Annotated in this window: 19 protein-coding genes; 4 read left to right on the top strand and 15 right to left on the bottom strand. The window is 67.4% G+C overall.

Annotated features, from left to right (window positions below; all coding sequences use genetic code 11):
• Position 1 precedes the first annotated feature (1 nt).
• Genes I6H87_RS20660 through I6H87_RS20625 form a run of 8 tightly spaced genes read right to left on the bottom strand, consistent with a single transcriptional unit; the run spans position 2 to position 8,486 of the window.
• The gene (locus I6H87_RS20660; protein WP_011616545.1) at positions 2-772 is read right to left on the bottom strand and encodes an SDR family NAD(P)-dependent oxidoreductase; all 771 of its coding nucleotides are present in this window, start codon (positions 770-772) and stop codon (positions 2-4) included.
• Between the two features lie 54 nt (positions 773-826).
• Positions 827-1,924, bottom strand: coding sequence for an acyl-CoA dehydrogenase family protein (locus I6H87_RS20655; RefSeq protein WP_011616544.1), 1,098 nt, complete (start codon positions 1,922-1,924; stop codon positions 827-829).
• Positions 1,921-3,066 (bottom strand): acyl-CoA dehydrogenase family protein, encoded by a 1,146-nt coding sequence (locus I6H87_RS20650; protein ID WP_011616543.1) that lies wholly within the window; start codon positions 3,064-3,066, stop codon positions 1,921-1,923. Before I6H87_RS20650 ends, I6H87_RS20655 begins: the two co-directional genes overlap by 4 nt.
• 19 nt (positions 3,067-3,085) lie before the next feature.
• A complete protein-coding gene (locus I6H87_RS20645) occupies positions 3,086-3,856 on the bottom strand; it encodes an enoyl-CoA hydratase/isomerase family protein (protein ID WP_011616542.1) in 771 nt (256 codons plus the stop codon).
• Between the two features lie 10 nt (positions 3,857-3,866).
• Positions 3,867-5,045, bottom strand: a complete 1,179-nt coding sequence (locus I6H87_RS20640; RefSeq protein ID WP_011616541.1) for a thiolase family protein — start codon at positions 5,043-5,045, stop codon at positions 3,867-3,869.
• Between the two features lie 7 nt (positions 5,046-5,052).
• The gene (locus tag I6H87_RS20635) at positions 5,053-6,066 is read right to left on the bottom strand and encodes an acyl-CoA dehydrogenase family protein (protein WP_011616540.1); all 1,014 of its coding nucleotides are present in this window, start codon (positions 6,064-6,066) and stop codon (positions 5,053-5,055) included.
• Positions 6,067-6,085: 19 nt separating this feature from the next.
• Positions 6,086-7,249 (bottom strand): acyl-CoA dehydrogenase family protein, encoded by a 1,164-nt coding sequence (locus tag I6H87_RS20630; RefSeq protein WP_011616539.1) that lies wholly within the window; start codon positions 7,247-7,249, stop codon positions 6,086-6,088.
• Positions 7,250-7,274: 25 nt separating this feature from the next.
• Positions 7,275-8,486, bottom strand: coding sequence for a CaiB/BaiF CoA transferase family protein (locus tag I6H87_RS20625; protein WP_011616538.1), 1,212 nt, complete (start codon positions 8,484-8,486; stop codon positions 7,275-7,277).
• 441 nt (positions 8,487-8,927) lie between these two features.
• Here I6H87_RS20625 and I6H87_RS20620 point away from each other — a divergent pair, with 441 nt between their 5' ends.
• Both I6H87_RS20620 and I6H87_RS20615 read left to right on the top strand, forming a co-directional pair.
• On the top strand, positions 8,928-10,520 hold the full coding sequence (locus tag I6H87_RS20620; RefSeq protein ID WP_041687949.1) for a PAS domain-containing hybrid sensor histidine kinase/response regulator: 1,593 nt from the start codon (positions 8,928-8,930) through the stop codon (positions 10,518-10,520).
• An 11-nt stretch (positions 10,521-10,531) separates the two neighbouring features.
• On the top strand, positions 10,532-11,719 hold the full coding sequence (locus tag I6H87_RS20615) for an adenylate/guanylate cyclase domain-containing protein (protein WP_011616536.1): 1,188 nt from the start codon (positions 10,532-10,534) through the stop codon (positions 11,717-11,719).
• A 42-nt stretch (positions 11,720-11,761) separates the two neighbouring features.
• On the opposite strand, the gene I6H87_RS20610 is transcribed toward I6H87_RS20615, so the two are convergent.
• From I6H87_RS20610 to I6H87_RS20585, 7 genes are all read right to left on the bottom strand, one after another.
• Complete coding sequence (locus I6H87_RS20610; RefSeq protein WP_081225786.1) at positions 11,762-12,073, bottom strand: enoyl-CoA hydratase/isomerase family protein; 312 nt, start codon at positions 12,071-12,073, stop codon at positions 11,762-11,764.
• A 249-nt stretch (positions 12,074-12,322) separates the two neighbouring features.
• Complete coding sequence (locus I6H87_RS34450) at positions 12,323-14,215, bottom strand: LuxR C-terminal-related transcriptional regulator (protein WP_011616535.1); 1,893 nt, start codon at positions 14,213-14,215, stop codon at positions 12,323-12,325.
• 18 nt (positions 14,216-14,233) lie between these two features.
• The gene (locus I6H87_RS34445; RefSeq protein WP_011616534.1) at positions 14,234-16,000 is read right to left on the bottom strand and encodes an IS630 family transposase; all 1,767 of its coding nucleotides are present in this window, start codon (positions 15,998-16,000) and stop codon (positions 14,234-14,236) included.
• 82 nt (positions 16,001-16,082) lie between these two features.
• A complete protein-coding gene (locus I6H87_RS20600) occupies positions 16,083-17,219 on the bottom strand; it encodes an acyl-CoA dehydrogenase family protein (RefSeq protein WP_011616533.1) in 1,137 nt (378 codons plus the stop codon).
• A 3-nt stretch (positions 17,220-17,222) separates the two neighbouring features.
• Positions 17,223-18,392 carry an acyl-CoA dehydrogenase family protein gene (locus I6H87_RS20595; RefSeq protein ID WP_011616532.1) on the bottom strand — a complete coding sequence of 390 codons (1,170 nt, stop codon included), beginning with the start codon at positions 18,390-18,392 and terminating at the stop codon, positions 17,223-17,225.
• A gap of 5 nt (positions 18,393-18,397) precedes the next feature.
• On the bottom strand, positions 18,398-20,554 hold the full coding sequence (locus I6H87_RS20590; RefSeq protein WP_011616531.1) for an acetate--CoA ligase family protein: 2,157 nt from the start codon (positions 20,552-20,554) through the stop codon (positions 18,398-18,400).
• 56 nt (positions 20,555-20,610) lie between these two features.
• On the bottom strand, positions 20,611-21,552 hold the full coding sequence (locus tag I6H87_RS20585; protein WP_041687945.1) for a Bug family tripartite tricarboxylate transporter substrate binding protein: 942 nt from the start codon (positions 21,550-21,552) through the stop codon (positions 20,611-20,613).
• A gap of 483 nt (positions 21,553-22,035) precedes the next feature.
• On the opposite strand from I6H87_RS20585, the gene I6H87_RS20580 reads away from it, so the two are divergent.
• Together I6H87_RS20580 and I6H87_RS20575 are read left to right on the top strand one after the other, a co-directional pair.
• On the top strand, positions 22,036-23,013 hold the full coding sequence (locus tag I6H87_RS20580; RefSeq protein ID WP_136227848.1) for a Bug family tripartite tricarboxylate transporter substrate binding protein: 978 nt from the start codon (positions 22,036-22,038) through the stop codon (positions 23,011-23,013).
• A 69-nt stretch (positions 23,014-23,082) separates the two neighbouring features.
• Positions 23,083-24,315: a CaiB/BaiF CoA transferase family protein gene (locus I6H87_RS20575; RefSeq protein WP_011616528.1), complete on the top strand. Its 1,233-nt coding sequence runs from the start codon at positions 23,083-23,085 to the stop codon at positions 24,313-24,315.
• Positions 24,316-24,345 lie beyond the last annotated feature (30 nt).

The following is a 24,345-nucleotide window of genomic DNA, read 5'->3' as shown; positions in this document are numbered from 1 at the left end:
CTCAGCTCGCCATGTGCAGGCCGCCGTTCACGCCGATGTGCTGGCCCAGCACGTAGCCGGCGGCGTCGGACAGCAGGAAGCAGATCGGCGCGGCGATTTCTTCCGGCTGCGCCCAGCGGCCCATCGGGATCATCGCCAGGTAGGTGTCGCGGAAGCGCTCGCCGCGGATGGTCTCGGTCATCGGCGTTTCCACCATGCCCAGGCAGACCGAGTTCGTGCGCACGCCGAACTTGCCCCACTCGCGCGCGGCGCTCATGGTCATGCCCAACATGCCGGCCTTGGCCGACGCGTAGTTGATCTGGCCGACCGAGCCGCGGCGGCCGGCATCGGACGAGACGTTGATGATCGAGCCCTGCACCTTCTCGCCCGCCTTGGCGCGCTCGACGAGGCGCGAGCCCACCGCCTGCAGCCAGAGGAAGGCGCCGGTCAGGTGGCAGTCGACCACGTCGTGCCAGGTCTTCAGCGTCATGTTCTCGATCATCGCGGCGCGCACGATGCCGGCGCAGTTGACCAGGCCATCGACCTTGCCGAAGCGGGACACCGCGTGCTCGACGGACGACGACACGAAGTCGGGATCAGCCACGTTGCCGGCATAGGCCTGGACATGGTCGGGGTGCTCGGCGGCAAACGCCTCGATCGCTTCGCGCTGCAGGTCGACCACGCAAACCCTGGCGCCCAGGCTCAGCGCGAGTTCGGCGGTGGCGCGGCCGATGCCCTGCGCGGCGCCGGTAACGATGATGACCTTGCCGGCCAGGGACATGATGTCAGACATGGTTTGTCTCCTTGGGATGTATGGGGATTGCTTTGGGGTGGCGCTGCCAGCCGATCAGGCGGCGCGCCGCTCGAGGTAGCCGAGGTGGTATTGCATGTCGCCGTGCAGCTGGTCGAGCACGAGGATGCGGCGCAGGTAGTGCCCCACGGCGTACTCCTCGGTCATGCCGATGCCGCCGTGCAGCTGGATGGCTTCCTGCGCGACGTGGCGCGCGTTCTGCGTCACCAGCACCTTGGCCGCGTGGACCGGCACCTCGGCGCCGGTCAGGTCATTGCGCCCTGCCAGTGCAAGCGCCAGCGAGACCGACATGCTGCGGCTCTGCTCCAGCGCGGTCAGCATGTCGACGACGCGGTGCTGCAGCGCCTGATTCGCTCCGATCACGCGACCGAACTGCGAGCGCGTCTTCAGGTACGCGACGGTGAGCGCGCAGGCGCCATCCATCGCGCCGACCATCTCGGCGCAGGCGGCACTGATGCCGGTTTCCAGCAGACGGGTCAGCAGCGCGGGCGTCAGCGTGCCAAGCCGCTCGCCCTCGGCGTCATCCAGCGCCAGGTCCGCCGCCGGGGTGCCATCGATCAGGCGGCCGCCGGCGTTGCGCACGCCCGTGGTGCTGGCATTGACCAGGAACAGCTGGACGCCCTCATTCGGCGCCTGCGCGGTCACGAGGAAGTAATCCGCCCCGGTGCCATGCAGCACGCAGGGCTTGGTGCCATAGAGCCGCCAGCCATCCACGCCATGGGCAGCGCGCGTGGCGATGCGCCCGGGCACCGATTCGCCATGTGCCCACGCCACCTGGAGTTCGCCCCGCGCGATCCGCGGCAACAGGCTGGACTGCTGCGTGGGCGAGCCCAGCTGTTCGATGGCCGTGGCCGCCATGACCACGGTGCCGTGATACGGCTCCAGCGACAGGCACTTGCCGAGTGCCTCGGAGATCATCATGTGGTCGACGGCGTCGCCGCCGAAGCCGTCATGCGCCTCGCCGATGGCCGCGGCCGTTACGCCCAGACCGGCCAGTTGCGCCCACGCCTCGGGCGAATGCCCGGCAGCGGACGCCGCATATTGCTGGCGGCGGCCGAAGTCGTACTCGCGGGCCAGCAGCCGCCCCAGGCTGTCCTGCAGTTGCTGCTGGACGTCGTTCAGTTGCAGGTTCATGACAGATCCAGGAGGGAAGCGGAAAGGATATTCTTCTGCACTTCGGTGGTACCGCCGAAGATCGAGACGGCGCGCGAGTACAGGTAGGACCGGGTCAGCGTCACGTCGGCGCCGTCGGCGGGCAGCGAACCGGTGCCGGTCATCCGGCAAAGCAGGTCGGTGACGGCCTGGAAGATCTCGCTGCCGCGAACCTTCAGCATCGGCGACAGCTTCGCGTCGGCGTGCCCGCCGTGCACGCGCAGTTGCGTCACTTCCAGCGCATGCAGGTCGGCTTCGATCATGGCAATCCGTCCGCGATAGGCTGCCAGCGTCGCCTCCGGGTAGCCCTCGTCCTCCATCTTCGCCAGCAGCGCCCTGGCACAGGCCACGCGCTCCTTGTTGCGGCCGATGCCGGCGATGTGGGCGCGCTCGTGGCCGAGCAGGAACTTGGCGTAGCTCCAGCCCTTGTTCTCCTCGCCCACCAGGTTGTCGGCAGGCACGCGCACGTTCTCGAAGAAGACTTCGTTCAGGCTGTGGCGGCCGTCGATGCTGATGATCGGGCGCACGGTGATGCCCGGCGACTTCATGTCGATCAGCAGGAACGAGATGCCGGCCTGCTTCTTCACCGCGTCGACGTCGGTCCGCACCAGGCAGAAGGCCCAGTCCGCGTAATGCGCCTGGCTCGTCCAGATCTTCTGGCCGTTGACGATGTACTCATTGCCTTCGCGAACAGCCGTGGTCTTCAGCGAGGCAAGGTCGGAGCCGGAGCCCGGTTCCGAGAATCCCTGGCAGACCTGGATGTCGGCGTTCAGAAGCTTGGGCAGGAAATACTCACGCTGCACGTCGGAGCCGAAGTGGATCAGCACCGGCCCCAGCATGGTGATGTTGAACGGGTGCGGCGTCGGTGCCGGCGCGGCAGCGCATTCGTCGGCGAAGATGCGCTGGCGGTCGGCGTCCCAGCCGGCGCCGCCAAATGCCTTCGGCCAGGCGGGCGCGCCCCAGCCGCGCTGGTTCAGCCTGCGTTGCCAGAGTGCGTTGTCGTCCTTGGTGGCGAAGCCGCCGGCGCGCAGGCGCTCGCGCATGTCGTCCGGCAGGTTGGCGGCGAGAAAGTCGCGCACTTCCTGCCGGAACGCCTTGTGCTCCTCCGAGTAGAGCAAGTCCATGGTGGTTCCTTGTGTCGGTTCAGCAGCCCTTGAAGACGGGCTGCCGCTTTTCGGCGAAGGCCAGCAAGCCCTCGCGCATGTCATGGGAGCGCTGGTGGTTGCGCAGTTCGAGCAGTTCCTGACGGAGCGCGTCGGCAACCGGCTTGTCGGCGGCCTCGGCCACCACGCGCTTCATGCGGGCGAGTACCAGCGGGCTCCTGGCCGCCAGCAATTCGCCCACGGCCTGTGCGCGGGCAGCGAGTTCGGCGTCCGGCACAACTTCGTTGACCAGGCCGAAGCGTTCCATCTGCGCGGCGGTGAAGCTTGCGCCGGTGAACAGCAGCCAGCGCGCCACGTTGACAGGCACCTTGCGCGGCAGCACCGCCGCGCCGCCCGCCCCGGGGAACACGCCGAAGTTCGAGTGCGCGTCGCCCAGCTTCGCGCTCTCGGCGGCGAGGACGAGGTCGCAGGCCATCACCGTTTCCAGCCCGCCCGCGAGCGCCATGCCATTCACGGCGGCGATGACGGGCCTGGGAAACGCGCGCAGCGTGTCGACGAAGCCGACCACCACGTCGAGGAAATCCGGCTCGCCGGTCACAGGCGGCTCGGCCACTTGCTTGAGGTCGGCCCCGGCGCAGAACGCACGGCCGTTGCCGGTAAGCACCACCGCGCGCACGGCGGGGTCGTCGCGCCATGCCCTGAGTTGCGCGGTCATGGCGGCGGCCATCTCGCGGTTCAGGCTGTTCATGGCCGCCGGGCGGTCCATGGTCAGCCAGCCGACGCCGTTCTCGATGCGATGCAGAACGCTCATGGCCGGCTCCTCAGCACAGTTCGAGGCCGATGGCCGTGGCTTCGCCACCGCCCAGGCACAGGCTGGCGAGCCCGCGCTTCAGGCCGCGCTGCTGCAGCGCGTGGACCAGCGTCACCAGCAGGCGGGCCCCGGTCGCCCCGACCGGATGACCGAGCGCGCAGGCGCCGCCGTTGACGTTGAGGCGGTCGTGGCCGATGCCAAGCTCGTCCAGCGCGATCATCGTCACCACGGCAAACGCCTCGTTGACTTCATAGAGATCGACGTCGCGCGCGGTCCAGCCCGCCTTGTCGAGCACGCGGCGCGCGGCGAGCACCGGCGCGTCGGCGAACTGCTGCGGCGGGTTGGCGTGGGTGGCGTGGGCGACGATGCGGGCCAGCGGCGCAAGGCCCTCGCGGATGGCATCGCGCTCGCGCATCAGCACCAGCGCGGCGGCACCGTCGGAGATCGACGAGGCATTGCCGGCAGTCACCGAGCCGCCGTCGCGGAACACGGCCTTCAGTTTCGGCAGCCTGGCGGCGTCGCACTGGCCCGGCGTCTCGTCCTCGGCAAACTCGCCGCCGCGCTTGAGCGTGACGGGCGCAATCTCGTCGCGGAAGCGCCCTTCGGCGACCGCCGCCTGCGCGCGCAGCAGGCTCTCGCGGGCGTACGCATCCTGTGCCTCGCGGCCCATGCCGCGCGCCTCGGCGGCGAGGTCTGCGTAGTAGCCCATCAGGTGGCCTTCGTAGGCGTCCTCCAGCCCGTCGCAGTACATGTGGTCGAGGAACTGGCCGTGCCCAAGGCGGTAGCCGTAGCGGCCGCGCGGGACGATGTACGGCGCGTTGGTCATCGACTCCATGCCGCCCGCCACCGCCACGTTGCAGGTGCCGGCAAGCAGCAGGTCATGCGCGAGCATCACGGACTTCATGGCCGAGCCGCACATCTTGCTGATAGTGGTGGCCGGCGTAGAGGTGGGCAGCCCGGCGCCGAGCACCGCCTGCCGCGCCGGTGCCTGGCCGACGTTGGCAAACAGGCACAGGCCCATGATGGCTTCGTCGACCGAAGCCGGATCGACCCCCGCCTGCGCGACGGCGGCACGGATGGCCACGGCACCAAGCTCCGGCGCCTTGAACGCCGACAGCGAGCCATTGAACGCGCCGATCGGCGTGCGCTTCGCGCCGACGATGACGATGGATTCCTTGTTGTTCAGCATGGTGGCCTCAGGCGTGGAATGCGAGCTGGGTGCGCGCGAAGTCGAGAATCACCTGGCTCGACGCGCCGCTCTGCGCGAACAGCGCGTCACCGATCAGCTTCGCGCAACCGGTCTCGCTGCCGCCCACGCTGCGCCATTCATGCAGGCGCCGCGTGAACAGGCCCAGTGCCAGCTCCTCGGTGATGCCGATGGCGCCATGCACGGCGTGGGCGATGGCCGCGACACGTTCGCCCGCCTCGCAGGCGCGCAGCTTGGCCGACGCGGCGCGCAGCGGATCGGGCAGCCAGCCGGCGGCCGCGCAGCCCAGGCGGGCGGCGAACACCGACGAGCTGGCCTGCTCGGCCATCACGCTCAGTTCCTGCTGCATCGCCTGGAACTGGCTGATCGCGCGCCCGAACTGCTGGCGATCGTTGACGTACGTCACGCTCATGGCCAGCACGCGTTGCATCGCACCCGCCATGCCGGCGGCGTGGGCGGCGTTGCAGAGCGCGAGGAGGTCGGCGTCGTCATCGCGGAAGCGGAAGACCGCCACGTCAGCCGACTGCCATTGCAGCGAGGCCGATGCCAGCGGGCGGTAGATGCCCGGGGTGTGCATCGCGGCGCTCACCGGCAAGAGCAGCCATTCGCCGCGCCACTGCGTCAGCACGAGATCGGCGAGCGCGCCGCCTGGCACGTTGCGGCAGGCGATGTGCTGGCAGCCAGCGGCGGCGGGAGCGATGGCAATGCACTCGCCCGTGCTCTCGCGCCCCGCCTTCGCCAGCATGGCGCGGGCGATGGCGGTCTCGGCGAACGGGTGGCTCAGGCCGGCCCGGCCGGCGGCGAGGAACAGCGGGAAGGCTTCAGGAAGCGACAGCCCGGCGCCGCCGCACTCTGCGGGCACGAGCGCATCGGTGTAGCCGAGCGCGTCGATGGCGGCCCATTGCCCGGCGGCGCCTTCGGCCGCTTCGCTGCGGCGTACCGCTTCGTCGGCACACAGGTCGGCGAGGGCGCGCTCGAAGCCTTCCAGGAGGGAATCAGTCATGGTCGTCTCCGGTAATGTCTTAGCGCAGGCCCAGCGAGCGGGCGATGATGCCGCGCAGGATCTGGCGGGTGCCGCCGCGCAGCGAGAAGCTCGGGCAAAGCTGCGTGATGTAGGCGAGCGCGCGTTGCAGCGTCTCCGACGGCGCGAAGTCCGGCATCTGCTCGATGGCCGAGGCAATCCAGCCCGGCACGGTCTGCTCGAACTCGGTGCCGAGGTCCTTCACGTAGGCGGCGTCGGTCTCGGGGTTCTGGCCCTTGTCGAGCAGGTCGGCGACGGCGAGCGACATCGTGCGAAGCGCCGCCAGGCGGCCGGCGATGCGGCCGGCGATGACCTTCACCGAATCGGGCACGGCAAGGCCCGACGCACGCACTTCGGCCAGCCACGTCTCGGCCAGCAGCTGGCTGGTCAGGATGCGCTCCGGTCCGCTGCGCTCGAAGGCAAGTTCCGCAGTCACCTGCTTCCAGCCCGAGCCTTCTTCGCCGACGATGGCGTCGGCCGGCAGGTCCACGTCCTCGAAGACGACTTCGCAGAAGTGCGCGTCGCCGGCGAGGTCCTTGATCGGGCGGTAGCTGATGCCGGGCAGGCTGAGGTCGATCAGTACCTGCGACAGGCCCTTGTGGCGGTCGCCGTGCTGGCCCGACGTCCGCACCAGCGCGCACATGTACTGCGTGCGGTGGGCATTGGTCGTCCAGATCTTGCGGCCGTTCAGGCGCCAGCCCGTGCCGGTGCGTACGGCGCGCGTGCGCACGCTGGAGAGATCGGAGCCGGTGTCGGGCTCGCTCATGCCGATGCACATGAAGATCTCGCCGCGCACCATGCGCGGGACGAAAAACTCGCGCTGTGCCGGCGTGCCGAACTTCAGGATCAGCGGGGCGGTCTGGCGATCGGCGAACCAGTGGGCCGACACCGGCGCACCGGCGGCGATCAGTTCCTCCACCAGCACGAAGCGGGCGAATGCGCTGCGGCCGGCGCCGCCATACTCCTTTGGCAGGGCGAGGCCGAGCCAGCCCTGTTTCGCGAGCGCGCGGCTGAAGTCGGCGTCATAGCCCATCCAGGTGCGGGCGCGGATATGCGTCGGCACGTTGGCCAGCTTTCCTTCGAGGAATGCGCGGATCGGGCCGCGCAGCGCTTCGTCCGCCGGCGGGATGGCGACGAGCGGCAACGATTCGAGACTTGCAGTCACGATGAAACTCCGGAATGTGGGGGTATCACTCGGTGGCGGGCGCGATCAGCGTCACGCCCTCTTCCGCGAGCTTGCGGATCTCGTCGGCACTGAAGCCGGCCTCGGCCAGCACTTCCGCGCTGTGTTCGCCGAGGCGCGGTGCCTGGCGTTCCACTTTCGGCGTGGTCTTCGACCAGTGCGACGGGATCGCCATCGAGCGGATCTGCCCTTCGGTCGGGTGCTCGACCACGTCGATGAAGCCCACCGCGTCGAGGTGCGGGTCGGTCATCAGCGAATCGACGGTGTGGAGCTGCATCACCGGCATGTCGGTGGACTCCAGCAGCGCGGTCCACTCCGCGCTGGTGCGCGTGGGCATCACCTCGGCAACCATGCCATAGAGAGCGTCGATATGCTTCGTGCGCTCGCCGATGGTGGCGAAGCGCGGGTCGCTGTCCATCAGGCCCGGCTTGCCGATCAGCTCGAAGAACTTGCGCCACTGCTTGTCGTTGTAGACCAGCACGCAGAGGTAGCCGTCCTTCGTGCGGTACGGGCGGCGGTTAGGATCGAGCACACGCCCATAGCCCGTCGGACCGAGCGGCGGCTCGAAGGTCGCGCCGCCCATGTGGTCGCCCAGGATGAACTGCGCCATGGTCTCGAACATCGGCACGTCGATGGACTGGCCTTCGCCGGTACGCAGGCGGTGGTAGAGGCCCGCGGTGATGGCGTTCACGGCGGAGATGCCGACGATGCGGTCCGCAATGGCGCTGGGCGCGTAGCGCGGGATGTCGGCACCGGCCATCTTCGACAGTGTGGGAATGGCGACGGCGCCCTGGATCAGGTCGTCGTAGGCCGTCTTGGCCGCATAGGGGCCGGCCTGGCCATAGCCGTAGAGGCCCACGTACAGGATGCCTGGATTGACCTTGGCGATTTCCTCGTAACCCAGGTTCAGCCGCGCCATCGCCTGCGGACGCACGTTGTAGACCAGCACGTCGGCGTCGGCCACGAGGCGCAGCAGCGCATCGCGCCCGCAAGGCTTCTTCAGGTCCAGCACGATGCTGCGCTTGCTGCGGTTGACGTGCAGGAAGATGCCCGCCATGCCGTCGTTGCGGCGGTAACCCACGTCGCGGACGGTGTCTCCCGTCGGAGGTTCGACCTTGATCACGTCGGCACCGAGGTCGCCGAGGATCTGTGTGGCGTACGGTCCCATCAGGACCGTGGTCATGTCGATGATGCGAACGCCTTGGAGGGGGCCTGTCATTGCGCGCCCCCGTTTTTGCGTGGTGCTGCCGGGATCATGTCGTCTCCTCGAAATCCATGAGGCGATGGTACGGATCGGAAGTCCGGCGGAAAAATACTTTCGGTATGTCAACCGATACATTGGATGTATTGGTTGGCATCGCGGCGATGACACCGGTGACCGGAGATTGCCGGTGCACCAGGCAATCCCGGCTTGGCCGCCGTGCAATGCGCAATGGGGGCGGAGCGCGGAGCCTGGCCTAGCAGTGCTGCTCGAACTCGCACTACCCGGGGAATCCAAGATGTCGTGGAAATGTGCCGGCTTGGATACGTCGATGTTCAGCAGCCAGCAAAATTGCCCTGCCGGCGGCGGAAGCGCATATCCTCGTCAGGAGTCCCTCGTTGAAACTGACATCCGCCCCGCGCGGGCAGTCTCTCCTTTGCTCCTTTGTTGTGGCAGATCATGCGCAAGCCATCCACGCACCGGTCGGCAAAGCCATCTCCCTCAGCCTCCGGCATTCAGGAGGGGGAACAGCACTTCAGATTGCTGGCCGACGGCATACCCCATATCGTGTTTACCGCGAAACCCGATGGCTGGATCGACTACTGCAACCAGCGCTGGTCTACCTATACCGGACTTACGCTTGAGCAAACCCAACTCGGGGCTTGGCAGACTGTCGTCCATCCGGATGATATGCAAGGCACCAGCAAACGCTGGAGAAGCGCCCATGCAAGCGGGTGCGAATATGAACTCGAATTTCGCCTGAGGAGAGCTTCCGATGGCGCCTATCGATGCCACCTTGCCCGCGGAGCGCCATTCAAGGATCGCGACGGAAATATCGTAAAGTGGTTTGCGACCTGCACCGACATCGAGGACCAGAAGCGGGCGCAGGCAGCGGCCGAGGGCGCCAACCGTGCGAAATCCGATTTCCTTTCCAGCATGAGCCATGAATTGCGGAGCCCCTTGAATGCGATCCTTGGCTTCGCGCAGTTGATGGCTTCGGATTCGCCGCCGCCGCCCCCCGCGCAGCAGGCCAGCATTGACCAGATTCTGAAAGCCGGCTGGCATTTGCTGGAATTGATCAATGAGGTCCTGGATCTCGCGAAGATCGAGGCCGGGCAGGCGTCGCTGTCGCCAGAGCCGGTATCCCTGGCCGAAGCCTTGCGCGAATGCCACGCCATGGTCGAACAGCAGGCACTGAAGCGAGGGGTTCGCATGCGCTTCCCATCGTTCAATTTCCCATGTTTTGTTCGCGCGGATCGCACCCGGCTAAAGCAGATCCTGCTCAATCTCCTGTCTAACGCCATCAAATACAACCGAGATCAAGGAACAGTTGAAGTGAGCGTTACCGCAGGGGACCGCATTCGCATCAGCGTGCGCGACACGGGCGCAGGATTGGCACGGGAGCAGCTCGCACAACTTTTTCGGCCGTTCAACCGCCTCGGGCAAGAAGCGGGCCCCGAAGAAGGCACAGGCATCGGCCTCGTGGTGGCCAAGCGCCTGGTGGAACTGATGGGAGGCAGCATCGGCGCCGAAAGTGCGGTTGAGGCAGGCAGCGTATTCTGGGTTGAACTGCCCGCTTCCCGCCCCCCGGAATTGGCGGGCGAGAGCGTCGAGCCGGCGGTACCGGCGCAGGCGCAATCAGAGCACGGCCCTTCAGCGCATACCCTGCTGTATGTCGAAGACAACCCCGCCAACCTGAAACTGGTCGAGCAACTCATCGCGCGCCGGGCGGGTATGCGGCTGCTGACCGCGATCACCGGAACGCTTGGCCTCGAACTCGCGCGCACCGCCCTGCCAGAAGTGATCGTGATGGATATCCATCTGCCGGATATCAACGGCATCGAAGCGCTGGGACTTCTGCGCGAAGACCCCAGGACAGCGCACATTCCGGTGATCGCCCTCAGTGCCAATGCGATGCCGCGCGATATCGAGAAAGGTACGAAAGCGGGCTTCTTCCGGTATCTGACCAAGCCGATCAGGCTCAACGAGTTCATGGACGCACTGAACGCGGCATTGGAGCTCGCCCACGGAGGGCCTGTCCGGAGTCCGTGAAGCAACACGACATGATCAGCGCATCGGACATTCTGGCGGCAAGGATCCTGGTCGTTGACGACCTGGAGGCCAATGTCCTGCTGCTCGAGCAGATGCTGCGCGGGGCCGGCTATGCTCGCGTTGCGTCAACCATGGATCCACGCCGGGTCTGCGAGCTTCACAGCAGTAACCACTATGACCTGATCCTGCTGGATCTCCAGATGCCCGGCATGGATGGTTTCGAGGTCATGGAAGGCCTCAAGCAGATCCAGGCAGACAGTTATCTTCCGGTGATCGTCATCACGGCCCAGCCAGACCACAAGGTGCGCGCGCTGCAAGCCGGTGCGAAAGACTTCGTCAGCAAGCCGTTTGACCTGGCCGAGGTACTGATGCGGGTTCGCAATATGCTGGAAGTGCGCCTGCTGCACGGGGAATCGCTGAAATACGGCAAGGAACTCGAGCGGAAGGTGCGCGAACTGGAAACGAGCCGGGAGACCATCGTTCGCCAGAGCGACGAGCTCAGGCGCCTTTACGACAAGCTCGTCTGCGAGCAACAGGTGACCGAACGGCTGCTGCTCAACGTGCTGCCCGCCCCCATTGCCGAGCGTCTGAAGCTGCGCCCCGATCTCATTGCCGCCGCCCCTCCGGAGGTCATTGCCGACAAGTTCCAGGAAGTGTCCGTTCTATTTGCAGACCTCGTACAGTTCACCCGTTTTTCCCCCAGCCTGAACCCGGAACGGCTGGTGGCAGTACTGAACGAGATATTTGCCGAATTTGACAATATCGCGGACAGCCGGGGGCTCGAAAAGATCAAGACGATCGGCGACGCCTACATGGCAGCCGCCGGCCTGCCGGTGCCAGCGGCCGATCATGCCGTTCGGGCCGCTCATATGGCGCTGGACATGATCGAGTCGCTGGGCAAATTCAATCGGCGAAGCGGCTACAACCTGCAGTTGCGGGTTGGCATCCACAGCGGCGCTGTCGTGGCTGGCGTGATCGGGCGCAGGAAGTTCATCTACGACTTATGGGGCGATACCGTGAATATCGCCAGCCGGATGGAGTCCCAGGGCGTGGTCGGCCGCGTTCAGGTAACGGAAGCCACCCGGCAGAAGCTTGGCGAACCATTCCTGCTTGAAGCGCGCGGACTGGTTCCGGCAAAGGGCATCGGTGACCTGCAAACGTGGCTTCTGATTGGGAGGACCACCGACACACCGCGATGACCGCGGCAACGCACGGCAAGCCCTTGCCGGCAAGCGCGAGCATCACTCTGCACGGTCCCAGTCGAAACGCAAGGGTTGGCCGCGCGCGAAGCGCTGCAGCGCCTGTGCGTGATAAGCCGTGGTGGTCGCCACGGCCTGCGCGTTCGCTTCAAGCTCCACGAATACTGCGTAGGAGGTCTCGAAACTGCCATTGAGCATCCGCTTGGTCTGCCCGAGCGCCTGCGGGGGACCCGCCAGGAAACGGCGCGCGAGGCGGCGGGCCTCCTCCGGCAATGCCTCCGGCGTGTAGACGGAATGGACGATACCAAGCTCCCTTGCCTCTTCCACGCCGATGCGGCGCGCGGTCATCATCATGTCCTTCGCCACGGCCAGGCCCACCACGCGCGGCACGCGCCCGGAACGTAGCCGCCTCCCCGGCACGGGTTGGAGATGTGGCCGGAGCCGGAGTTTGACGGGGTGTGCGCCAGTTGGTATGAGAACGGATGTGCGCCGCCGGTACACGGCATGGACTGCGCCGCGAGCGCCCCGAGGGCGCAGCTTCCGTGGCTGCAGGGATGACTGCGATGTCGTGGGTTTCCGGATCAGTCCTGCCCTGCGGGGAGATCAGTGGTTCGCCGCCGCCGGCCCGGCCATGTCGCGCAGCAATGCCGCAGCGCCCGCGCGACTGCCGACGCCCAGCTTGGCGTAGATGTTCCTGAGATGCCATTTGACCGTCTCGGCGGAGACGTTCAGGATCATCGCGATCTTCTTGTTCGACATGGCCTGGGCCAGCAGTTGCAGGATCTCCCGCTCGCGCCCGCTGAGCAGGCGCAAGGCGTCGGCTTCGTGGCCGCCTGTCGCGCGGCCATGCCGGCCCGCAGCCGAGCGCAGCGCATGCATCAGGCGCTGGACCTGGAACGCCAGGACGGGATCAGGCAACGGATCGCGCGCCAGCATATCGAGAGCATCCGGCACGGTCTGCAAGGCATCCAGCAGCGTCCGCGACAGGCCCAGCCGATGTCCCACGCGCATTGCCTCGATGAAGTCGTCCCGGCCAGCCTGCGTCTCGCCGAGGCCCAGGCGCGCCGCGGCAAGCTGCATGCGCAGGCCGACCGTGCCGGCGCTCTGGTCGCCGCCGGCGATCAGCGGGGGGATGCGCTCCAGCGCACCGGCGAAATTGCGCGTGTACAGCGCCATATCGATCCAGGCGCAGCTTGCCGCGCGTGCGATCTGGGCAGACTTTCCAGGGCCGGACCCGGCGTGGCGCGACGCCAGCGCTTCGACACGATCCAGCACGAGCGCGGCCTGCTCCATCTCGCCGCCGTGCAAATGCCGGCGCAGACGCAGCACCATCGCTTCGGCCAGCACGCGGTCCAGCGCGTACCGTCTGGCATAGGCTTCGAGGCGGTCAAGGCAGGCCAGGGCCTGCGCGCTGCGGCCGGCCTGCCAGTGCGAGTTCGAAAGCACCAGGCTCGCACGCAGCACCACCTCCGGCAGCGACGCACGCTCCAGCGCGCCCATGCGCGGTTCCAGCAGATGGCAGACGGCCTCGGTCTCGTTCAGTTCGTACAGCGTATCGGCCAGCAGGCCCGCTGCCATGCCCGCCACCGGCACATAGCCCTGCCCGAGGCCTTCGGCCTCTTCCAGCACCTCCTTCACGATCCTGCCGGCTTCCTGGATCTGGCCTTCCTGCGCAAGGCCAAGCGCATGGATGCAGCGGCCCAGCAGCCAGCTGCGCCGTGAGCGGGTGCGCTGGTCGGCCTCTTCCAGAACGCTGCGGGCGAGGTCATGCTCGCCGCGTTGCGTGAGGAGCAGCGACAGCACATTGGCACGCGTATGCCAGACGAATTCGATCGTGTCCGGCGGCGCATTGCGCAGCTCATCGAGCATCGCCGCGGCTTCGTCGCTCTCGTCGAACTGCAGCGCCAGCCCTGCCTTCAGCAGGCTCAGGCTGTAGCGCCCGCTCGCGCTGAGGGCGTCGCGCTGCGCCTCCAGCAGCGCCAGGGAGACCCGCAGGGCCTCGAAATCGCGTGCGTAGAGCTGCATGTACGCCATCACGCCATGCAGGCGGTAGCGCTGGCGGACTTGTTCGTCCGGCAGCATGCGCACCAGGCCGGCCACCCGGCTCAGCTCACCGCGCGCCAGCAAGGCCAGCGCGCAGCCTTCGACCAGATTCGCTGCCGCTGCGGGTTCACCGGCCCTCACGGCATGCAGCACGGCATCGTCGATGTGGCCGCGCAGCGTCTCGCGCCACAGCGGATGGATCCGGTACCACGTTTCATCATCATGGCCGGGCACGACCGAGATGAACAGGTTGTCGGCCACCATCTGCGAGATGCGGCTCCCGAGCCGCGTCACGGCTTGCGGCTGGCCCAGTATCTCGGCGCACAGCGACGCACAGAATCGCTGGCAGATGGCCACGCGCGTCAGGACATCGAGATCGTCCGGAGCCAGCCGGACCAGCACTTCACGCTCGAAGTAGCTCGCGAACGCGCGGGGATCGCGGAGTTGCGCCACAGGGTAGCTGCCGGGCCGCTACTTGCGCAGCCCGATTGCCAGCAGTTGCAGGCCGGCCACCCATCCGTCGGTCAGTTCGTGCATGGCTGCCGCGTCGGCGGGCGTGATGCTGCCCAGGCGGTCAAGCAGGAAGCGGGCCGACTCCTCGGGCGAAAAGCGCAGGTCGCGCATGTCGAATTCCGCCAGCAGGTTCTGCAGTCGCAGTCGCTCCATGGACAGTTCCAGCGCGGTGCGGGAAGCCACCGCCACGTGCAGTTGCGGCGGGGCGTAGTCAAGCAGCAACTGCAGCGCGCGCAGGATGCGCGAATCGGACACGTGGTGCAGGTCGTCGATCATCAGCACCAGGTCGCGCGTGCGCCGGGAAAGCTCCTGTACCAGCGCAATGATCCGCAGTTCCAGCGTCTCGCCGTCGTGTCCGGCCCCCACCTCCTGAACCTTGCCCGCTACGGTGGGGGCGGACTCGGCAATGCTGGCAAACAGGTAGTCGAGGAAGCGCGCAGGATCGTTGTCCTCCACGGACAGCGACAGCCAGCAGACGTCATAGCCGAAGGAGATCATCGCCTTGCGCCAGGCCACCAGCACGCTGGTCTTGCCGCTTCCCGCCTGACCCTGGATGACCACGCAACGGTGCCGGCGCGACTGCATGAGGCGGGCCATCAGGGCTTCGCGCGGCATCAGCTGGCCGGTGCCGTGCGGCGGCAGTACCTTCGTGCCGACGACCGGCAGCACAGGCCGCCGTGCCCCCGAAGGGGTCCGGGCGTCTGTCACCCGCGCCGCGGCGCGCTCGCGTATCCATCGGTAGGGCACGGCGCCGCGCGAGCGCCTGGCGGCCTCGATCGCCGCCAGCGCCTCCGGAATGCCGGACGGAAATCTCGTCCGGCAGGCCGCCTGGCCGGCCCGGGACTCCCGCAGGAACCCCTGGACCGTGCGCAGCCAGCTTGCCGCACTGGGTGCCAGCTGGACGGTGATGCGCGGATGGCGCTCCAGCCATTGCTGCACTTCGGCGTGCTGGTGGCACGCATGGTTGTCCGCAAAAACCCAAAGGCTGCGGCCGGGCACGGTGGCCGCATCGACCTCCTGCAGGAAGGCAAGCCACTGCCTGTGCCGGCCGGACCCGGAAGGCGCCTGCGCAAGTTCGCCGTCGAGTACCCTGAGTGCGGTCAGCAGCGATGCGGTCAGCAGCGATGCGGTCAGGCTGCGCTGCTGTGCCGGCGCCGGGCACATGCGAGGCAGGGCGCCGGCATTGCTGTCCTGGTCCTCGCCTCCATCGAACGCCAGGACCAGCGCATGCTCCGGCGCCGACACGTACAGGGCAACGATCTCGGCCATGCCACCGGTGAACGGCGCGGGGGGGAGATAGCCAGTCCTGCGCATATTGCCGGAGACAAGTCCCGCGGCACGCCGGTGGCGCGAGACGCTTGCCGGACTGACCCCCAGCTCGGTGGCCAGGCTTTGCACGCCCCAGGCCCGGGGCTGCCCGTTGCCATCCGTGCCCGTCAGCACCGCCATGCGCGCCACGTCCACCTTGACCGGCGGCGCGCCGCGCGGCAGGTCGTTGAGGATGCCGGCCAGCCCGGCTTGCACATAGCGCTCGCGCCAGCGTGCCACCTGGGCCCGCCCGATGCCGAGGCGCGGGGCAATCGCCTGGTTCTGTACTCCCGCCGCGGCCAGCAGGATGATGCGCGCGCGCTGCGCCACCCTGGCCGGTGCATCCGCCGCCGCAGCGAGCGCTTCGAGCCGGGTACGATCCTGCTCGGTCAGAACGATCGGGGGAGCGCTACGCATGTCGAGCCTGGGCGAGCAAAGGGACAGCCCCGGCCGTGACTGCGCCGGGGCCCTGACCGGAAATCACGCGATCGCGCAGCGCTCAGCCCAGTTGTCCGGCCAGCCACCGGGTATGCGCATCGCAGTCCCCGAACAACTGGTCCAGCACGTGCACGCGGCGCAGGCAATGCCCCACGGCGTACTCTTCGGTCAGGCCGATGCCGCCGTGCGACTGGATCGCCGCGTGGCAGAGCGTGCGGGCATGGCGGCCAATGACGAGCTTGGCACGCGACAGTTCGGCCAGCCCATCGTCCCCGGACGGATCATCGCCCGCAACGGCGGCGGCCACCGCCATGCTGCGCGCGAGTTCGAGGCTCACGCACATGTCCGCGATGCGGTGGCGCATCGACTGGTAGTCGCCGATCGGCCGGCCGAACTGCTTGCGCGTGCGAACGTAGTCGGTGGTGAGCTGAAGCGCCGTCTCCATGGTGCCGACCATGTCGGCGCAGGCCGCTGCGATGCCGGCGGCCTGCGTGGCGCGGATCACCGCGGTCGCGCGGACGCTGTCGGAGACATCGCCCAGCGGGCAGGCCTGCGCGTTGCGCAGCGTCAGTTCGACGGCTGGCGTGTCGTCAACCAGCCGGTAGGCGCGCCGCGTCACGCCGTCCGCCTGCGGATCGACAAGGAATAGCGCAAGGCCATCCTCGTCCTGCGCCTTGCCGCGCGTGCGCGCGGTCACGACGATGCGCGAGACGGCGCCACCGTGCAGCACCAGGGCCTTGGCGCCGTCCAGGCGCCAGCCATCGGGACCGGACCTGGCGGTCGTCTCGACCCACAGCGGCGCGTGCCGGCCGGCCGCCTCGTCATGGGCCCACGCGATACGCATTTCCCCGCTTGCCAGCGAAGGCAGGAGTTCCGCCTGCTGCGCGCTGCTGCCGCCCTCGCGCACAGCCGTCGTGCCGAGCACGGCCGAGGCGAGGTAGGGCTCGATGGCCAGCGCCCGCCCGAAGGCCTGCATGACCGGCAGGCGGTCCTGTGTGCCGCCGCCCAGGCCGCCGAATGCCTCGGGGATGCCTAGCGCCGTCACGCCAAGCGCGGCAAGGTGCGTCCAGATTGCGGGCTCGCAGGTGGCTTCCGGCCTTGTCAACGCACGGCGCTTCTCGAAGCTGTAGTGATCGGCCAGCAGGCGTGACAGGCTGTCGGCAAGCTGGCGCTGCTCGTCGTTCAGATTGAAGTTCATGATTTAACCCCGGGTTGCCTTGGCAAGAATGTCCTTCTGGACTTCGCTGGAACCGCCGAAGATCGTCGAGGCCCGATGGAAGAAGTATCCCCACACGGCGGCGCCCATCGGATCGGGCACGGCGGTATCGAGCGCATGGCGCTCCACGCCCGCGGGCCCGGCAATGCCGGCGATCAGGGTGGTCAGCTCCTGCGCCATCTCCGAGCCCTTGAGCTTGAGCACGGACGCGAAGCCGGGATTGGCGCGCTCGATGTCGGGGTCGAGCAGGAAGCGCCAGTTCGTCAGTTCCAGTGCCCGGATTTCCGCTCCCAGGCGGGCCAGGTCGGCGCGCACCCGGGGGTCGTCGATCAGATAGCCGTCCCCCTGGCGGGTGGCTGCGGCGAGTTCGCGCGCGTAGTCCAGGCGCTCCCAGCAGAAGCCGACGTTGGCGACGTGGATGCGCTCGTTGCCGAGCAGGTACTTCGCGCACGCCCAGCCCCGCCCCTCTTCGCCGACCAGGTTTTCGACGGGCACGCGGACGCTGTCGAAGAACACCTCGTTGACGTTGTGGTAGCCGTCGATCGTCATGATGGGGCGCACCGACACGCCCGGGCTCTTCATGTCGATCAGGATGAACGAGATGCCGTCCTGCTTGCGTTCGCACTGCGCCGTGCGTACCAGCGCGAACATCCAGTTGGCGTGGTGCGCATGCGACGTCCAGATCTTCTGTCCATCCACCACATAGTGGTCGCCCTCGCGGCGGGCACGCGTCGACAGCGATGCCAGGTCGGAACCCGAGTTCGGTTCCGAAAAGCCCTGGCAGAAGATCACGTTCATGTCCAGCAGCTTCGGCAGGAAGTACTGTTTCTGCGCCTCGGTGCCGTAGCGCAGCAGCAAGGTGCCGAGCATGTTGATGTTCATGACCAGCGGCTGCGGGGCGCAGGCGCGATACAGCTCGTCGGTGAGGATGATGCGCTCGATGGCGCCGAGGCCGGCACCGCCGTATTTCTTCGGCCAGTGCGGAGCCACCCAGCCGCGCTCGTTGAGCGTCTGATGCCAGACGGCGTTGTCTTCCATGCGCGGACGCATGCCGCGCCGCAGGCGTTCGCGGATGCCGGCAGGCAGGCGCGCCGCGATGAAGGCGCGCACGTCGTCGCGGAATGCGAGTTGGGAGGGAGTCAGACAAAGATCCATGTCGATCAATCCTGTTTGGCAGGCGGGTGTGCAATGGGCAGGCCCGGTGCGCCGGTCTGCACGACGGCGTCGAGGGCCACGACGCCCTGCCCTTCGGGCAGGACGCACAGCGGGTTGACTTCGAGTGCCTGAAGGCGGTCGGCATTGCGTGCGGCAAGCCGGGAAATGCTCGCGATGGCGCGCGCGAGGGCTGGCAGATCCGCCGGCGGCCTGCCCCGGAAGCCGGTCAGCAGGCGATGGCCTTTCACCCTGCGGACCAGCTCGAGCGCGCCGGCTTCGTCCAGCGGCGCCAGCGCGAACGCGACGTCCTGCATGACTTCCACCATCACGCCGCCGAGGCCGAACATCACTACCGGGCCGAACAGGGGATCTGCATGCACGCCGACGATGCACTCCACGCCGTCGTTCAGCATGGGCGACACCAGGTAGCCATCGATGCGCGCCGTTGGCGCCTTGCGCGGGATCTCGCCCGCCATGCGCCGCACCGCTTGCGCAGCCTCTTCCGGCGAGGCAAGCGACAGCGCCACGCCGCCGACGTCGGACTTGTGCTGGATGTCGGCCGACACGACCTTGACCGCTACCGGCCGGCCGATCTCGCGCGCAGCCTCGGCGGCTTGCGCCGGGGTATGCACCAGCCGCTCGTCGAGCAGGGCCACCCCGGCGCCCGCCAGCACCCGCTTGGCATCCACCTCGTTGTACGTGGTATCCGGCGCCAGCAGCGTCATCTGCGACACGTCGGGCCGGACCGGCAGCGGCCGCGAGAACACGCGCTCGAAATACCGCAGTGCGGCCAGCGCCTGGACCGCGCGGCGCGGTTCCTCGAACAGCAGGCAGCCGGCGGCTTCGTAGACGCTTGTCACCTCGGCCCCGCCGATCAGGTTGATGGTCTGCAGCACATCCGGGCGCGTGGCGGCAATGCGTTCGATGGTTGCCCGAATCGGAGCACCGGCGCGCGCATTGGTCACGGCCGGGCCGAGCCACATCAGGAGCGAGTCATAGCCGGCGTCGAGCAGCCGGTCCAGCGTCGCCGTGAAGATCTCGGGGTCGTTGGAGATCTGTGCCGTCACATCGACCGGATTGGCGGGCGAGCCGAACGGTGCGATCTCGCGCAGTGCGCGTTGCGTGGCTTCCGATGGCATCGGCAGGTCCAGCCCCGCTTCCGATGCGAAATCGGCAATCTGCACGCCGGCGCCACCGGAGATGGTGACCACGCCCAGCTTGCGCTTGCGCAGGGGCTTGCCGGCGCTCAGCGCGTACACGACGTCCAGCACTTCCTCGTTCGACCTGGCGCGGTAGGCGCCATACTCGCGCAGCAAGGCGTCGTACACGGCATCGGCGCCGGCAAGCGCGGCCGTGTGCGATGCGGCCGCCGCTGCGCCCGCCTGCGTGGCGCCCACCTTCATCAGCACCACGGGCTTGCGCTTGCGATGCGCAGCCTCCAGGCCGCGAATGAACGACGCCTTCGAGCGGATGCCCTCGATATAGCCGACGATGATGTCGACATCGGGCGACTCCGCCATCCACTCCATCACCTCGCCCAGTTCGATGTCGGCCTCGTTGCCGGTGGTCACCACCTGGTCGACGGCGAGGCCGCGCTGCAGCGCCAGCTTGTAGATATGCGCGCCATAGCCGCCGCTCTGGCTGACCAGTCCGATACGCGGCTTGCCGGCCGGCAGTGCGCCGTCCACATCGCTGAGAAAGGTCACGTAGGTCTTGCGGCTGAGGCAGAAGCAGCCGATCACATTGGGGCCGAGCAGCCGGATGCCGTGGGCCCTGGCGATCCGCGTGATCTCCTCCTGCTTGCGCTGGCCCGCTTCCCCGAGTTCGGCGAAGCCGCTGGTGAAGAGCACCACGGCACGGATGCCCTTGCCAGCGCACTGGTGCAGGGCGTCGATCACGAGCGCGGCCGGCAGCGCGATGATCGCGCAGTCGATACCGTCGGGCGCGTCGCGCAGGCTCGGATACGCCCGCAGGCCCTGCACGGTCTGACGCGACGGATTGATGGGATAGATGGCGCCTTCGTAGCCGAAGCGCCTGGCGAAGGCGATCGGGCGTCCATTGATGCGCGTCGGATCATCCGACGCGCCAACCACGGCGATGGATCTCGGGCGGAACACGGCATCCAGGGACCGGATGCCTGATGGAAATTCTCGTTGCGACATACTCTCCTCGACAAACGGACTTCACATGAAAACGGGACCAGACCGCCAGGCCGCGCTCATTCCCCCGCGGCGCCGGATACCTTGATCAGGCGCTCCATGACAGGCATGAGTGCTTCGAAGTTATGGCGGAACTCGGCCGAACTGTTGCCGACCGGCTCGATGCCGTAGGCCTGGAAGCGCGCCTTCATCGGCGTCGAATGGATGATGTCGCGCGAGGTCTTTTCGACGAACGCCAGCACGTTCTGCGGCGTGCCCGCCGGTGCCATCAGCACGATCCATGACTGCGGACGGAACTCCGGATCGCGCAGACCCGCTTCGGCCATGGTCGGCACGTCCGGCAGGGCTGCCAGGCGCTTGTCCGCAATCACGGCCAGCGCGCGCACCCTGCCGCTTGCCAGATGGGGCGCCAGCGCGCCGGCCGAAGCAATGGCGCATTGCACTGCGCCGCCGGCAAGCCCCTGGATCTCCGGCGCTTCGCCCGGATAGGGGACGTGCGACATCTCCAGGTTGCGGGAACTGCTCAGGTAGGCGGAGACCAGATGCGCGGTGCCGCCGACGCCGTACGAACCATAGTTGACCTGGCCACGGTTGGCCTTGGCCCAGGCGATGAACTCCTGCATGTTGCGGGCGGGGACGTCCTTGCCTACGGCCACGACGAGGTTCCCGGTACCCACCTGCGTGATGAATGCCAGGTCGCGCCGCGCGTCGTACGGCATCTTTTTGGTCATCAGCGGCCCGTTCAGGATGGACGTGGCTTGCGTCATCAACAGTGTGTAGCCATCGGGGGCCGAGCGCGCGGCCATCTGCGTCCCCACCATGGCCGAGGCACCCGGCTTGTTGACGACCACCATGGGCTGCCCCGTGAGCTTCCTGAACTCGTCGCCATAGGCACGGGCCAGAGCGTCGACCACCCCGCCTGCGCTGGCCGGCACGATCAGCGTGACAGGCTTGTCGGGGTAGGTTTGCGCAAGGCTGCCGGTACCCCAGATGATTGCCATCACGGGTAGCAGCGCCCTTTTGCACCTGATGAGCATGTGTCTCCTCCTCTTCGGGATATTGCGGCCCGGGCCATGCAGCCGTCCGCTTCGGGATTGCCCGATGCGTCCATGGTCACCCCCGCTGCCGATCATTCCTACTACCCGCCGCAGGGGGCAAGAGCAGCGCTTATGCCGTCGGGGGCGTGCATCGGCTGTCGCCGTGCCGCCGCAACGGTTCCGCGCATCGCCAAAAGCGCCGTTTCATGTGAAATCCATCGGCCACGGCGGACGCTAACGGCGCCGACTGCCATCGCGGTCAGACGCCTCTGGCCTGCAGGCAGTGCTGGCGTAAAGGCAGGCTTATGGACTTAAGCCCCGCTCCGATCCCCCCTGCGTCAGGGAGTATCGATGGCGCCGGATGGCGGCAACCATGGCGTAGCGACATCTCGACAAGCTTTCGGGCCGGATCTGGCTCCCCGCAGTACGTGTGAGGAGAAGACAAATATGTTGATGAAGCAGAAGAAGGCGCTGCTGCCGATCCTGGCACTCGCCTGGAGTGCCGCCGTGATGGCGCAGGCCTACCCCGGCAAGCCGGTTACGCTCATCCTGCCGAGCGCACCAGGGGGACTGGTCGACACCATCGGACGGGCCTATGGCGATGAGTTCACCCGGCGCACGGGCCAGCCCGTCGTCGTGGTCAACAAGCCGGGTGCCTCGGGCGCGCTCGGCACGCTGGCGGCGGCGCGGGCCGCGCCCGACGGCTATACGCTGCTGATGGCGCAATCCACGGCGATCTTCAATGTCCCGCTGACCATGAAAAAGGTGCCCTATGAGGTGCGCCGCGACTTCGCCTTCATTACGCAGGTCAGCGCCGGGACGCTGGTGCTTGCCGTCAATGCCGCCGTGCCGGCGCGCAACCTGCAGGAATTCGTGGCCTGGGCGAAGAACAACCGGGACAAGGTGAACTATGGCTCGTACGGCGTGGGCAGCAATGCGCATCTCGTCATCGGCCATCTCAACAGTTCCCGCGGCCTGGAGATGTCGCACATTCCCTATCCCAGCGAGATGCAGGATCTGCAGGGACTGGCAGGTGGCTCGGTGCAACTCACCATCGCCTCGGCCGGTGCGCTGGCGCCGTATGTGGCCAGCGGCAAGATCCGCCCGCTTGCCGTGGTCGGCGATACGCGGCTGCCGGCGATGCCGGACGTGCCGACCATGGCGGAAGCGGGGTTCAGCGACCCGGAGTTCCGCTCGCATGCCTGGATCGTGCTGATGGCGCCGGCGGGCATACCGCCGAACGTGCAGGCGTTCCTGGAGAAAACCTCGCGCGAGATCATCCGCTCGACCCCGTTGAAGGCACGCTTCCAGGCCTACGGCTTCGAGCCGATGGGTAACAGCTCGGCCGAGTTCCGCCAGAACTTCGAGGCCGCACTGCCCGTGATCGGGCGCCTGATCAAGCTATCCGGCGCCCGTGAAGAGTGACCGCCTGACCGTGAAGTCCGGTCGCAAGCACACCATCTGTCCCATGGTCGATCGTGAGGAAAACACCAAATGAATGAGCCGGGAGCCAGCAAGACAAGCGCCAGCCAGGGACGCGGACCGCTCGCGAACCTCAAGGTACTGGATCTGGGAACCATGATCGCCGGGCCGGTGGCGTGCACGCTGCTGGCCGACTTTGGCGCGGAAGTGATCAAGGTCGAGCAGCCAGGCGGCGGCGATCCGCTCCGGCAGATCGGCCCGTTCATCGAGGACGAGAGCCTGTACTGGAACGTCGAGGGGCGCAACAAGAAGTCGATTACGCTGGACCTGCGCAAGCCGCAGGGGCAGGCGCTGGCGCGCAGGCTGGCTGCGAAGGTCGACGTCGTCGTGGAGAACTTCCGTCCCGGCACGCTGACTGCATGGGGACTTGCCTACGACACGCTGGCCACCGTCAATCCAGGGCTGGTCATGCTGAGCGTGTCGGGCTTCGGGCAGACCGGTCCATACGCGCAGCGCGCCGCCTTCGATCGCATTGCACTGGCGTTCAGCGGCATCCTGCACCTGACTGGCTATCCGGATCGGCCGCCCGTGAGACCGGGAATCACGATGGCGGATTATCAGGCCGCACTGTTCGGTGCCTACGCCGTGATGATGGCGCTATATCATCGCGACGCGAAAGGGGGCATCGGGCAGCATATCGACCTTGGCCTGTATGAATCCGTATTCCGTTTCACCGACACTCTGGTTCCCGCGTATGACCGGCTCGGTGCCATCCGGCAACGGCAAGGCAATCTTTCCGCCGCCGGGGCGCCGGGCGATATCTTCGAGACCTCCGATGGCCGATACCTCGTGCTCACGCTGGCCACTGACGCCATGTTCGCACGGCTGTGCAGCGCGATGGGGCAGCCGGGCCTGGCCCGCGAGCCCCGCTACGCCACCCACAGTCAGCGCTGGGAGCACATCGGCGAACTGAACGCCACTGTCGCCAGGTGGGTCAGGAGCATGGAAGTGGCGGGCATCGAGGCCGCGTTGCAGGAGGCGGGACTTGCGTACACGCTGACCTACACCATCGAGGACATCTTCGCGGACCCACACTATGCCGCGCGCGCAAGCATTCAGAGCGTGGAGAACCCGCGCATCGGGAGCCTGAAGATGCCCGGTGTGGGGCCAAGGCTGTCGGCCACTCCCGCGCAGCCGATCCAGTCCGCGCCGCAACTGGCCGAGCACAATGCCGAGATCTTCGGAGAATGGCTGGGCCTGAGCGATGCCGCGCAGCAGGAACTTCGCCAGGCCGCAGTGATTTGATCCCGGGCGGCGTGTCGCATCATCAGATCA

The sequence above is a fragment of the Cupriavidus necator genome, from assembly GCF_016127575.1.
In the GTDB taxonomy this organism is placed as follows: domain Bacteria; phylum Pseudomonadota; class Gammaproteobacteria; order Burkholderiales; family Burkholderiaceae; genus Cupriavidus; species Cupriavidus necator_D.
Note: the sequence above shows the minus strand (reverse complement) of the source record. Positions and strands in the feature narration are given on the sequence as shown.